The sequence below is a fragment of the Clostridium lundense DSM 17049 genome (assembly GCF_000619945.1).
Lineage (GTDB): Bacteria > Bacillota > Clostridia > Clostridiales > Clostridiaceae > Clostridium_AO > Clostridium_AO lundense.
Window position 1 is genome coordinate 381,886 of record NZ_JHVC01000002.1, and the last position, 12,872, is coordinate 394,757.

A 12,872-nucleotide genomic window follows, 5' to 3' on the forward strand; every position below is an offset into this window, starting at 1 on the left:
ATTATGGGGGTTAAAAAATTAGCTGATGGAGTTTTTGAAGGAGGAGGAATAAAGGCTATAGGCTTTGCAGGGGCACTAAAGATTATTGAGGAAGATGGATATGTGTGGAGAAACTTAGCTGGAACTTCAGCAGGAGCTATAGTAGCTTCTTTAGTAGCAGTAGGATATAAGCCATTGGAAATTAAAGAATTGTTGGATACAACTGATTATAGAAAACTAGTAGATAAAAGTAAAATAGATATTCCTATAATTACGCCTGGATTAAATTTTATAATTCACAATGGATTTTATAAAGGAGACTACATAAGAAATTGGATTGATGAATTACTTTATGAAAAAATGAATGTAAAAATAAAAGAAAAAAGAAAAGTTAAATTTAAGGATCTTATTATACCTGGAGAGAAGGATATATTAATTGGCAATCCCAAATATAAAAGAAAATATAAGCTGCATATAATTGCAGCGGATATTACCAGAGAAAAAATGCTTATATTGCCTGAGGACATACAAGATTATGGTGTGGATCCAGATGAGTTGGAGGTAAGTTTGGCTGTAAGAATGAGCATAGGAATTCCTATTTTTTTTACTCCAGTAATAATAAAAGATATTAAAACTAAAGAAAAGTTCTATATTGTAGATGGAGGGCTTTTAAGTAATTATCCTGTATGGCTTTTTGATGTGAAAGGAGAACCTGAATGGCCTACTATTGGCTTTAAGCTTATAGATAGTGATGAAAAATGTAAGAGAAATAAAATAAACTCAATATTTAGTTTATCCAAGGCCCTTATAGAAACAATGCTTAAAAGTGAATTAGATATGGGTGTAATAAAAATGAATAATTTAAGAACGGTAGAAATAGATACATTAGGAGTGAAAACTACTGAATTTAAAATGTCTAGAGAAAGAATGATGGACTTATATAATTCAGGAGAGGATTGTGCAGAAAAGTTTTTAAGAAATTGGAATAGAAATTACAATGAATATCTAGTTTTTAGAAGAAATTACTGTGAAGGCTATAATGAAAAATTGGAGGTATAAGCTATGTAATGGCATTAAATTTATAAAAATTATAAATTTAATGCTTTTATTTATTTATTGTTAGCGTAATAAGTTCTAAGCTTGCTTAAAATTTGCAATACTTCTCCTCCAGATAGTTCAGGATTAAGATTAGATAAAAAACTATATATTGCCCCATTAGATAATTTAATGGGCAGAAGACTAATTTCCTTTGATTCATCATATTCTTTATAATTACTTAGAATTTCTGTCCAGTTGTTATTTTTGGAAAATGATAATTTTTTATATATAACTATAGCTTTACCAAGGTCTGTGCAAATAACATTTATATAATTTTTCGTTGATATACTGTTGGTATATACAATTAAAGAAGAGAGTAAGTCATTTATCTTATCAATATAAATATTGCAAGGAATCTCCTCTTTTGATTTGTTCATAAGATTATATATTTTTTTAGGATCTTTATATTCCATAGCTAAATAACATTTTGCTAATATATTAAAATAATCCTTAATCATTTCTAATTCTTTTTTACTAGGATTATAAGAAATAAGAGGCAGTTCAATATCATTAATTAAATTTTTAGTAAATAAATCCAAACTTTCTATATGAATATTCTTTTCAACAGAAATTATTAACTTTTCTAAAGGTATACCTTCTAGAGGACCAGTTCGAAAATAGGTAACAATTTCTTTGCAAGAAGGTTTTTCTTCATGTCCTAATTCATATAAAACTTCAATTAAGTTCATATAGCACATATCTAGAAGTAATATATCTATATGAGTATTTAAATCCTTTTTTATTGAATTTATAGCTTGGCACATCTCTGGTATACCCATAATATAAAATTCATCTAAGGTTGTATCTGTAAGACCACCAATATATGATATGCCGTGACCAGATAGTATGAGCATATAATGTTTAGCAGGAAATTTTTCTACTCCCCATTTTATAAAATTATATAGATTTTTGGGATGAGCCATATTGGGAAAGCAGTCATCTTCTAAAAGTATGGCTTCCCCACTATCTATAAGGTATCGCCTAACTCCACACCAGTCATTTGCATCTTTAAAAATAATTTTTGATGGGTTTATTAGTTTAACTAAAGTTTTATCAGCTCTTCCTATTTGCATAACTACATTTATATTTTTAGTAGAGGGAGCTTTTTTAGCAGAAAGAAAACTATTAAAAATTTCCGGTTCCATTTCATTATTACCATTAGCATAAATTAACAAAGTCCAATTCTTCATATATATTCAACTCCAGTAAAACACCCCAGCCACCTCTGGGGTGAAATTTTTACTATTTATTCAGTTATATCTATGTCTGTAATATTAGAAAAATCTATTCCTCTTGGCGTTGGTGGAGTTGTTTGTGTGCAAGTTGGACCTTGTATAGTTCTAGGATCGCAGTCGGGACCGCCCTTAATAGCTGCATTAATTGAACCAATTTCATAACATCCTGCTAAGGTAAAGTCATATTGACCTACATCTGGATCAGTATTAGGTTGAACATCTGCATTACTTAAGCCTTCCCATTTTATTACTCTAATGTTTTGCCCTGACTGAAATAAGCAGGAAGCATTACCATTAGGAGGATAAAATACTTTTATATTTAAAGTTGATGCATCACTAATAGGTACTACATTACCATTTTTTGAAACACTTAGTACCTCATGATTATCACAAAGTTGTATTTCAAAATCACTTATTTCTGATCCTTGGGTAGGGCCTGTTTGAGTAATAATATATACCCATGTCTGTTCAAATTGACCAGTTTGAGAGTTGAATGCACATTGAGGAAAACCAGCTTTTAGATCTATGCTATAATTAGTAGCCATAGTATCACCTCTTTTTTATAGTAATAGTTAGATATTTATCCTAATTCATTATATTAATTATGTATAGTATAAGTTACTTGTATTTATTAAATTATGACTTATTTATAATGTAACAAATGATATTTCGAAACATATATTATATTAGGTGTGAAAGCTTTTATGGGGGAAATGAGTTTGAAAAATAAATTAAATCGCTGTAATTACGGGTGGAGTGAAAAAATAATAGAGGTCAAACCCTGTGAATCTTGTAAAAAAGTAGATATGCATATTAAACTAGCTCCCCCTATATCATGTTGCAAGCCTTGTATAGATATTGATGAAATATTAATTCTTATAGCATTGTTTATTATTTTAAACAAGTGTTATTCAAGAAAATGCTGTTTAATGAATTGTTTTTATTAGTTTTAATTAATCCTTAAATTATTTTATAGCTTTTGTAGGAAGCTAAGTACTTATTTGTATTACTTAAATAATTTAATGTTAAATATTCATAATAATTTAAGGAGTGATATCATGGCTGATGAATTAAAAGATGTAAGACAGGCTGCAACCTGTAATACTATAACTGTAGAACCTTGTGCAACTTGTTCAAAAACAACTTTAAGTGCTATTAATTTAGAGAATTTTTTACAGATAACAGTAACTGCTACTGTAAACAATGTATGTGCTAATAAGGCATTAGTTATAGGAGCTGTATTATGCGAACAACTAGGTGATGTAAGTAATATAATTTCTACTCAGATATTTACAAGACCTGCTGGTACTGGAACTGGATGTGGAAGTGTAACTCATGACTTTGTATTTGTTATTCCAGATACATGTCGTACGGACAATAGGATATTTAGAGCAACAGCAGTAGCTAATTACATTTTAAATAATACCAACTGTGTATGTCCATGTACTAGTGCGTAATAGGTCGAAATTTGATAGGATAGGGTAAATCCCTATCCTAAACTATTATTAATATAGATTATCAATCATCTGTAGTTAAATTTAACTATTTTGAAACCTTTAAATCTAATAAATGTTGTACTATAATATTAGGTGCTGCCAAAATTTATTCTTAAGAAGGTGAATACATGCAATTAGAAACAAATAATACAGTTAACTCTAGAAGACGAAGCAAGGCTCATAAGAGAAAGATTCATAGAAAAAGAATAGGGATCGTTGCGCTAACTTTTCTATTTTTAGGGGTAGCAATTATAGGAGGACTTCAGGCTGTAAAAATTTATAACACTGTTAAAAAATATGATAATTTAATTTATCCTGGGGTATTTATTGAAGGGGTAAATGTAGGAGGGAAGACAAAAGATAAAGCTATATCTTTACTATCACAAAAGTATACAGATGTAAATAAGAAAAGAAACATTGTTATTAAAGTAGCAGATAAGGAATATACCTTGAATTTTTCAGAACTTAACATAGAATATAATTATGATGAAGTCATTAACTCTGCTTTTAATATTCATAAAGATGGCAGTACATTAAATAAATATAAAAACATAAAGGAACCAAAAAATCACGAATTAGATTTAAACTATAAATACAGTATGGCAAAAATAGATAATATCATTAAAAAGATAAAGGAAGAAAATAATAAAGAAGCTATAGATGCATCAATACAAAAAACTAATTCTGGAGACTTTTTTGTAAAGGGAGAAAGTTATGGACAAGTAATCGATGATAAAAATATAAAAGAACAAATACAAAAAAGTATGGATATTAAAGGAAATGGTAATATAGTTGTTAATTCAAACATAAAAGAAATAAAACCACATATTACAGGAGGACAGTTAGGAAGCATAAATACAATAATATCTACTTTTGCAACTAATTTTGCTGGATCAAATGAAAACAGAGTAACAAATATAACTTTGGCAGCAGATGCTATTAACGGAAAAGTAATGATGCCTGGAGATACTTTTAGTTTTAATGATGTAGTAGGACAAAGAACTGCTGAAAAAGGATACAAGCCAGCTAAAGTAATAGTGGGAGATAAATTTGTGGATGATTTTGGAGGGGGAGTATGCCAAGTATCTTCAACTCTGTATAACGCAATAATGAGGGCAAATATACCATATACAGAAAGAACTCGTCATACAATGATGTCTACTTATGTTCCAATGGGTATGGATGCAACAGTAGACTTTGGTAATATAGATTATAAGTTTAAAAATACATTAAACTATCCAATATATATAGAGGCAGTAGTACAAAATAAAAACATAACCTTCAATGTATATTCAAATAAAAGCCTAACTAATAAAACTTATGACTTGGTTAATGAAATAAATGGAAATAAGGTAAAGGTATATAAAGTAACTTTACAAAATGGGAAAGAAATTGCTAGACAACTAGTAAGTACTGACTCTTATAAACAGTAAGTTCAAAGGTGAGAATGGAGAATTGAGAGTGAAGGATAATTTTCTCCATTCATATTATAAAAAATTTAGAAATTAAATTTTTACCTTACCCTAAGGGTAAGGTTTTCTTATTTATTATTTCCTATTTTCAGTTTTTTAGTGATGAAAACGAGAAATATTTTGACTCTTAACTTTCAACTCTAAATTCTCAACTAACAATTGCTGTAGAATTGTTCCATTTTCCACACCTATCTCCAAAGCAGCCAACTACAGAGCCATCTCCTAGTATTTTTACTACTTCGCATCTATTAGCACAACCAGTGCATTCAAAACTTTGCGATGAAAAGTTCACATCTGCAGTATCAAACCCTTTAAAGTTAGTTTTCCTATTTTCCTTTTTTAAAGTTTCCATAGCAATTATAGCAGCACCAATGGCTCCCATAACCATATGGTGAGGTGGAACTATAAGTTCTGTGCCTAGGGCCTTTTGAAAGGCAGCTTTTATTCCTTTATTAGAAGCTACACCACCCTGAAAAAATATTGGAGCTTTAATATCTTTTCCCTTAGCTACATTGTTTAAATAATTTCTAACAAGGGCTTCACAAAGACCACTTATAATATCTTCTTCACTATAACCTAATTGCTGTTTGTGTATCATATCTGATTCAGCAAAAACAGCGCATCTTCCAGCAATTCTTATAGGAGTTTTGGATTTTAAAGCATAGTCTCCAAATCTTTCAATAGGAATTTCTAATCTTTCAGCTTGCCTATCAAGAAATGATCCAGTACCTGCAGCACAAACTGTATTCATAGCAAAATCTGTAACAATTCCATCATTTAATATTATTATTTTAGAATCTTGACCACCTATTTCAATTATAGTGCTTACTTCTTTATTTAAGTTTAGAGAAGCTATAGCATGAGCTGTAATCTCATTTTTTACCGCATCTCCTCCGATTATAAATGAGGCAATATGTCTACCGCTGCCTGTAACTCCAACCCCATCTATCATATTATCTTTGTACTTTTCTTTTAATATTGTAAGGGCTTCTTGCATAACATCTATAGGTTTTCCCTTAGTTCTAAGATAAAGACTCTCTACAAGATTTAAGCTTTTATCTAAAAGTATTATATCTGTACTAACAGAACCTACATCAACACCCATGTAATACATTATCTTTTCTCCTTTCAAGTAAATCTAAAAATGCTTCTATTCTAGTTTCATAGCCGCCTTCTCCTGTCATTTCATCTACAACCAAAGTCATAATAGGAAAATTTTCATCTTTGGAGATGGTAGGAAGTATAGATTTTGAAACTATCTCTGGCATACATCCCATTGGTAAAATTTGAATGGCGCCATGAAAACCTTGTTTTTTAGCCAGCACTGCTTCTCCAACACATTCTCTTCCAAAACCTCCTATGTAATAAGAAAGATATTTTTTAGAGGCTTTTCGTATATCTAAGGAGTTTAAATTTACTATAGATAAAGCAGCATCCTTAACCCACCAGCTAGGATATAAAAATCTTTTACTACTAACACCATAATCCATAAGTTTATCCTCTATATAAAGATTAGAGAACGGCTCAAGTAATGTATATATTTCTCCTATTATAGCTACTTTTAATGGCTTTATGGTTTTATTTAAAGTTACCATGTCCAACATGTTGTTATATCTTTCTAAGGTATATATCATTTCGTCAGGTTTTTTAGTAAGAACACATTCCTTTTTACATTCATTAAAAAGTTTTTTACATTCACCTTTATTTATTTCATAGCCTGATTTAATCTTGGCCTTTTGTTCTATTCTATCTATTAACTTTATAACTTTATAACCTGCAATTAAAGCTTCAATTTTTTCTTTATTGCTTTTAGGACTGTTTGAGGATATTTTATTAATTCTATTTAATAATTCCTTTACTCCTATATCCTTGGGCAAATCTAATACGATAATATCTACGTTATAACCTAGTTTTTTTAATATTTTCATATGCAATTCACAATATTCTCCATATCTGCAAGGGCCGCAACTACCAGGAATAAGTATAGTATCTGCTCCATTTTCTATGCTTTGAATGAAACTACCTAACATTATTTTAAAAGGAAGACATATTTCCTCCGGAGCATAATAAGAACCGATTTCTAATGAGGTTCTACTGCTTATAGGAGGAAGAATATAATCTATTCCCAAACCATCAAAAACCGATTTAGCAGCAAGTGCGCTATTTCCAAGATGTGGAAATGTTAAAACCATAATTAATTACACCTCTTTTCTTATTTAAAAAGCTTTTCAGTAGTGTGAATGGAAGAAAAGCCTCCATTACTCTTCACTCTTAAATATTTACTCTTCACTTTTATAAAGCTCTTCTTTGAAGCATATCAACAAAAGCCTCAATTCTTGTGTCAAAACCAGCTTCACCAGTATGCTCGTCTATTTTTAAAACCAATATGGGAAATTTGGGTAGTCTATCTTTTATAAACTCTATAGTTACAGAATCCGTTCCGCAGGCAAAGGAAGAAAGATAAATGATTCCTTCCACCTTTTTATTGATTCCTACATAAGAGGAAAAACCATAGGAATTTCTGGTGAAAGTCCAAAAAGGTCTTTTAAATAAAGTTTTTACTTCTTTATCTATGAAATCTTCCTCTATATATTCTTCTGTAATTACTCCCACACCTATTTTGTGAAGTTTGGACACTAGTTCCATATTTACAAAATTATCATATATGTTGTAAGGATGGCCCACTAACGCTACTTTTAGTTCATAATCTGTATCATTAATTCCTGGTAAAAAATTTTTTTGAACAGATAAAGCATCAATAAAACATTGCTGAATTTTTAAGTAATTTTTAGTAAATAAAAAACCAGTTTTAACAGCCCACTTTTTTAGGCTTTTTTGAGAGAAAGCATAAATAGGAAAATTAATAGTTTTGGGCATATTTGGTATGTTGTTTATAACCATTTCAGGTAACCCACAAAACTTTGGGCATATATATTCTCTTTTTCTTAACTGCATTACTCTAGGAAGAAATATGATGTCACACTTATTTCTTAGATAGGCCACATGACCATGAAAGACCTTTATTGGTAAACAAGCTTCATCAACAGAATATTTACTTCCCAAATTTAATATCTCCTTGTCTGTTTCTGGAGATAATACTATTTCGCAACCTAATTCTTTAAAAAAGGTTGTAATGAAGGGATAATACTTATAAAATAATAATCCTCTAGGTATACCAATTCTCATAAAATTTCTCCTTATAAAATATCATGTGTTTATAAATACATTTCACATTTTAGCCAATTGGAAAGATATTATTCACTTATGGTATAAATTTAGGTGATAATGTATGGATAATAGAATGGATATGGTGAAGGGGTTGCGCAAAAAAGGTGAAGTGAAATTTTAAATAAAATAGTCACTTGGTGAAAATATTTCACAAGTGACTATTTATGATTTGCAGTATATGTTAATAAGTACTTCAATTTTTTTTTCTAATAATTTATAAACATCATCACACTGTTCATTCATATCGTAAATCAGCCTAAAAGTATCTTTAAGTTTAGACTTGTTTGGTTTTATTAGATAGGAAGAAGATAATATATTAGCTGAGGTGGATAAATCAACTGAAGTTGTTGCTAACTGATATAAAATAGTAAGAAGGGGAACTATATCATTATTAAAATACAACCTTCCTTCAGGGTTTAGTTCTAGTTTTATAAGCTCTTCTCTAAGAGTATTTATAGTTTGAAGTTTTGAAGTGAGTTTTGTTAGTGAATCGTCTATAGTAGTAGCAGAGGTATTAGAAGTAGTATCATTAGTAGAATCTTTACTAGTGTCCTCTGGAACATTTTCTATGATATTTTCGTTTATATTTTTATCAGCCATATAAGTTATTTCCTAAACATTAGTATCACTTTATTATATGATGGACTGCCACAAAATAGGAGTTATAAAAAAATGACATGCAATTTTTTACGAAATAAATGCCTGTAGTATTCCATTTAGAAATTTAATATTTTCCTCTTTTTCGTTATGATGAGAATTGATGATTAAAGGAATAGCTAGTAAAAAAGTTTCTGCTAGTTTTTCATTTATTCCTGTAGTATTTTTAAAGTCATCCTTTTTTTCTAAGCAAGATATATATGATTCTAAATTTTTTATAAGCTTTTCTCTAAACTCTAAAACCCTAATATCTTCACTTAAATCTTTTGCATTTTTATTTAATAGCTCTTTTCCAAGCCCCTTTCTTTTTTCAATGTCCTCATAAAGCACTAATAAGGCTTTTCCTACTTTTTCTTTAGGGCTTAATGACAGAGTTTTTAATTCCTCAAATTTATTAAAAGTGTTATCCCAACTTGATTTTAATGTAGCTATATAAAGTTCTTTTTTATTTGGATAATAATTATAAAGTGTGCCTACAGCTATGCCGCATTTTTGGGCAATCATTTTCATATCTACTTCTTCATATCCTTTTTCTGAAAATAATTTCATAGAAATATTAAAGATAGTACTTTCTAAGTCTTTTATTATCTTTGGCAAAAAAAACGCCCCCCTTTGTAGTAGGTATTATTGACGCTATGTGAATAATAATTCATTTTAGAACAATACCAGACCAATGTCAATATATAATCAGCAAATAAGTAAAATGCCATATCAATTATGGGTGTAAATGTGAGAGTTTACATAGAATGTATGATAGTATTGTATATGTAAATATTATCACATAGAGCAAAAGGGGAGAAATAAATGAAGAAAAATTTTTTTACTAATTCAATGAATTTGGCAAAAGAGATATGCAAGATAAAATTAAGCAGAGGGGATATTGTAGTTGATGCTACAGCTGGAAACGGCAATGATACTGTGTTTTTAGCAGAATTAGTAGGAGAAGATGGAAAGGTATATTCCTTTGATGTTCAAAAAAGTGCTTTAGAAAAAACTAAAGAAAAACTAAAAGAAAAAAACATGAAACATTTTGTTCAACTAATTTTAGATGGACATGAAAATTTGGACAAGTATGTAAAAGAGGATATACAACTTATAATGTTTAATTTGGGGTATTTACCTAATGGAGCACGTAATATAACTACTAAAGGCGAAACCACAGTAATAGCTGTGAAAAAAGCATTACAGATTTTAAAAGAAAATGGAATAGTGATTTTAGTTATATATCATGGTCATGAAGAAGGAAAGGAAGAAAAGATACTTTTAAAGGAGTTTACTTCTTCGTTAAATCAGAAGCAATATAATGTAATAAATTTAAGTTTTACGAATCAAATAAATAATCCTCCTGAATTAATATGTATAGAGAAAAGATTGTAAATCAAATTTTATTAATTTGTAAGGTTTTTGTTACTAATTTCGTAAATATAAATGTTAATATAAAAGTACAAAAGAAGAGAACAAATAATAGGGGGATGAACCATGAAAAGGACTAGAAATAGGAAAAGGAAAAAAAGTAAATTTAAAGGTATGATGTTTTTTGTAATATTTATAGCAGTATCTGCCATACTAGGATATAAATTTTTTAATAGCAGCAATCATACTTTAACTACATTTTTAGGTGGAAATAAAACTGTTTCTCCTACTAATAGTGTAGATGCAAATAAAAATACTGCAAGTGATGTACAAGCTAAAATTGATGAAAGTAAAAAGGAACAGAACAAGACAGAGGAAAAGAAAGGGAAAGATACCGCTGAGATAGATAAGGTTAAAGAAGAAAATGAAAAGAAAGAAGCCGCAAAAAAGGAACAAGTTGAAAATAATAAAAACAAAGAAGAAAAGAAAAAGAATGAAGCAGTGAAGAATGAAAATAGTGAAGGAGATAAAATAGCTTATTTAACCTTTGATGATGGACCAAGCTATAAAATAACTCCTCAAATATTAGATATTTTAAAGGAAAAAAATATTAAGGCTACATTTTTTGTAATAGGTTCTATGGCAGGAGAAAATCCAGGACTTTTAAAGAGGGAAAAGAATGAGGGACATGTTATAGCAAATCATACTTATTCTCATGATTATAAAAAGATATACTCTAGTACATCAAACTTTATTAATGACTTAAAGAAAGGTGAAAATGTAGTAACATCGATTATAGGGGAATACAATTCAAAACTTATTAGATTCCCAGGAGGTTCTTTTGGAAGAACAGCTTATAAGAATGCAGTAACTAATGCAGGTTACCACTATGTAGATTGGAATGCGCTAAATGGTGATGCAGAAGCACCATATGTAAGAAAAGAAAAACTTATAGCTAGACTTAAGGAAACAGCTGCAGGGCAAAAGACTTTATATATTTTAATGCATGATGCACCTGGAAAACAAAGTACAGTAGAAGCTTTACCAGAAATAATTGAATATTTAAAGGCTCAAGGATATGAATTTAGGACATTACAGTAAATTAAAAAATTATTTTAAGAATAAGAGTGGTGAAATATCATGAAAAGAAAATATTTAATAAAATTAACAGCTTTATTTTTATTTATATTTGCTACTACAAGTGTAATATTTCCTAGTCAAAAGGTAAATGCAAATACAAAATCTAAAAAGATTGAAATAAAAAAATACAGTAAAGTATATTGTAAAAATGCAAGAACGTATTTAAGAATACCTACTTATGATGGGAGTAATCAAAGCAATCATCCTAAAGTATTATATATACCTAATAGCTGGAATGGATATAAATATTGGATGACATATACTCCTTATCCTAATACTATACCTGATTATGAAAATCCATCTATAGTAGCTTCAAATGATGGATTTAATTGGACAATGCCTAAAGGGTTAAAAAACCCTATTATTCCAACACCAAAGGATGCAAAAATGGGAGGCCATAATAGTGATCCTCATTTAGTACTAAATTATAAAAATAATTCTATGGAACTTTGGTATAGGGTAAATAAGGGTACACCAAGAAGAAATCCTAGTAGTCAGGATTATATATATAAAATTACATCTAAGGATGGAATAAAGTGGAGCAAGCCAGTTTTTGTATATAGTGATAAAAAGCTGTGCATATCTCCAGCAATAATATATGAAAATAATATATACAAGATGTGGTATGTATCTTATACTAAAAAAGGTACAATAATAAAGTATGCAGAAAGCAAAGATTCAATTAAATGGCAAAATATTAGACAAGTTAATATAAAACTAGATGAGGGCTGCTATCCATGGCATATTGATGTAACAAAAACAAATAGGGGATATGAAATGCTAATATCTAATTATTATAAGGCTTTTGGAAAAAATTTATTATTATCACATGCTATTTCTAATGATGGACTTAATTTTGGAAAAACTATAGATGTAGTAGTTCCTTCCAAAGGCATATTTAGTTGGGACAATAGTATAATTTATCGTTCTTCTCTAGTACAAGTAGAAAATAAATATAAAATTTATTATTCAGCTCAAGATTTATGGGGAAGATGGCATATAGGAGTAACAGAAATGAATGGTGTAGCTAATAATATGCAATCTATATAAAAGGCTAGAAATGGTCTTTTTATATTAGTGAAAATAGAAGAGTGAATATAAAGAAAAATCCTCCTTATTCGTACTCTGTGATCTGCGGTTTGTACTCTAAAAAAATGACCGTGTCAAAATTTTATTTTGACACGGTCATTTTTTCTTGGCTATCATCTATAAGC

14 protein-coding genes are annotated in these 12,872 nt (G+C 29.3%); 7 read left to right on the forward strand and 7 right to left on the reverse strand.

Annotated elements, in window-relative coordinates:
• The first annotated feature begins 3 nt into the window (after positions 1–3).
• Complete coding sequence (locus T514_RS0105595; protein ID WP_027623889.1) at positions 4–1,038, forward strand: patatin-like phospholipase family protein; 1,035 nt, start codon at positions 4–6, stop codon at positions 1,036–1,038.
• A gap of 50 nt (positions 1,039–1,088) precedes the next feature.
• On the opposite strand, the gene T514_RS23870 is transcribed toward T514_RS0105595, so the two are convergent.
• Together T514_RS23870 and T514_RS0105605 are read right to left on the reverse strand one after the other, a co-directional pair.
• Positions 1,089–2,267 carry a clostripain-related cysteine peptidase gene (locus tag T514_RS23870; protein ID WP_051541803.1) on the reverse strand — a complete coding sequence of 393 codons (1,179 nt, stop codon included), beginning with the start codon at positions 2,265–2,267 and terminating at the stop codon, positions 1,089–1,091.
• 56 nt (positions 2,268–2,323) lie between these two features.
• Positions 2,324–2,857, reverse strand: coding sequence for a hypothetical protein (locus T514_RS0105605; protein ID WP_027623890.1), 534 nt, complete (start codon positions 2,855–2,857; stop codon positions 2,324–2,326).
• 174 nt (positions 2,858–3,031) lie between these two features.
• Here T514_RS0105605 and T514_RS0105610 point away from each other — a divergent pair, with 174 nt between their 5' ends.
• The 3 genes from T514_RS0105610 (at position 3,032) to T514_RS0105620 (ending at position 5,241) form a co-directional block, all read left to right on the forward strand.
• Positions 3,032–3,259, forward strand: coding sequence for a hypothetical protein (locus tag T514_RS0105610; protein ID WP_027623891.1), 228 nt, complete (start codon positions 3,032–3,034; stop codon positions 3,257–3,259).
• A 111-nt stretch (positions 3,260–3,370) separates the two neighbouring features.
• On the forward strand, positions 3,371–3,769 hold the full coding sequence (locus T514_RS0105615) for a hypothetical protein (protein ID WP_027623892.1): 399 nt from the start codon (positions 3,371–3,373) through the stop codon (positions 3,767–3,769).
• 167 nt (positions 3,770–3,936) lie between these two features.
• Complete coding sequence (locus tag T514_RS0105620) at positions 3,937–5,241, forward strand: VanW family protein (protein ID WP_027623893.1); 1,305 nt, start codon at positions 3,937–3,939, stop codon at positions 5,239–5,241.
• A 187-nt stretch (positions 5,242–5,428) separates the two neighbouring features.
• Here the strand turns inward: T514_RS0105620 and T514_RS0105625 are convergent, their stop codons facing one another.
• The 5 genes from T514_RS0105625 to T514_RS25550 all read right to left on the reverse strand — a co-directional run bounded on the left by T514_RS0105625 (position 5,429) and on the right by T514_RS25550 (position 9,762).
• Positions 5,429–6,394, reverse strand: a complete 966-nt coding sequence (locus T514_RS0105625) for an acyl-CoA dehydratase activase (RefSeq protein ID WP_027623894.1) — start codon at positions 6,392–6,394, stop codon at positions 5,429–5,431.
• Positions 6,375–7,472 carry an acyl-CoA dehydratase activase-related protein gene (locus T514_RS0105630; protein WP_027623895.1) on the reverse strand — a complete coding sequence of 366 codons (1,098 nt, stop codon included), beginning with the start codon at positions 7,470–7,472 and terminating at the stop codon, positions 6,375–6,377. Before T514_RS0105630 ends, T514_RS0105625 begins: the two co-directional genes overlap by 20 nt.
• 100 nt (positions 7,473–7,572) lie before the next feature.
• Complete coding sequence (locus tag T514_RS0105635; protein ID WP_027623896.1) at positions 7,573–8,466, reverse strand: acyl-CoA dehydratase activase-related protein; 894 nt, start codon at positions 8,464–8,466, stop codon at positions 7,573–7,575.
• Positions 8,467–8,670: 204 nt separating this feature from the next.
• Positions 8,671–9,108, reverse strand: a complete 438-nt coding sequence (locus tag T514_RS0105640) for a hypothetical protein (RefSeq protein WP_027623897.1) — start codon at positions 9,106–9,108, stop codon at positions 8,671–8,673.
• Positions 9,109–9,195: 87 nt separating this feature from the next.
• Entirely contained in the window at positions 9,196–9,762 is a 567-nt protein-coding gene (locus T514_RS25550) for a TetR/AcrR family transcriptional regulator (RefSeq protein WP_051541805.1), read from the reverse strand.
• Between the two features lie 207 nt (positions 9,763–9,969).
• On the opposite strand from T514_RS25550, the gene mnmM reads away from it, so the two are divergent.
• From mnmM to T514_RS23880, 3 genes are all read left to right on the forward strand, one after another.
• Positions 9,970–10,542 carry a tRNA 5-(aminomethyl)-2-thiouridylate-methyltransferase MnmM gene (mnmM, locus tag T514_RS0105650; protein ID WP_027623898.1) on the forward strand — a complete coding sequence of 191 codons (573 nt, stop codon included), beginning with the start codon at positions 9,970–9,972 and terminating at the stop codon, positions 10,540–10,542.
• A gap of 102 nt (positions 10,543–10,644) precedes the next feature.
• On the forward strand, positions 10,645–11,619 hold the full coding sequence (locus T514_RS0105655) for a polysaccharide deacetylase family protein (protein ID WP_027623899.1): 975 nt from the start codon (positions 10,645–10,647) through the stop codon (positions 11,617–11,619).
• A gap of 39 nt (positions 11,620–11,658) precedes the next feature.
• Complete coding sequence (locus tag T514_RS23880) at positions 11,659–12,708, forward strand: glycoside hydrolase family protein (RefSeq protein ID WP_051541808.1); 1,050 nt, start codon at positions 11,659–11,661, stop codon at positions 12,706–12,708.
• The last annotated feature ends 164 nt before the right edge of the window (positions 12,709–12,872 follow it).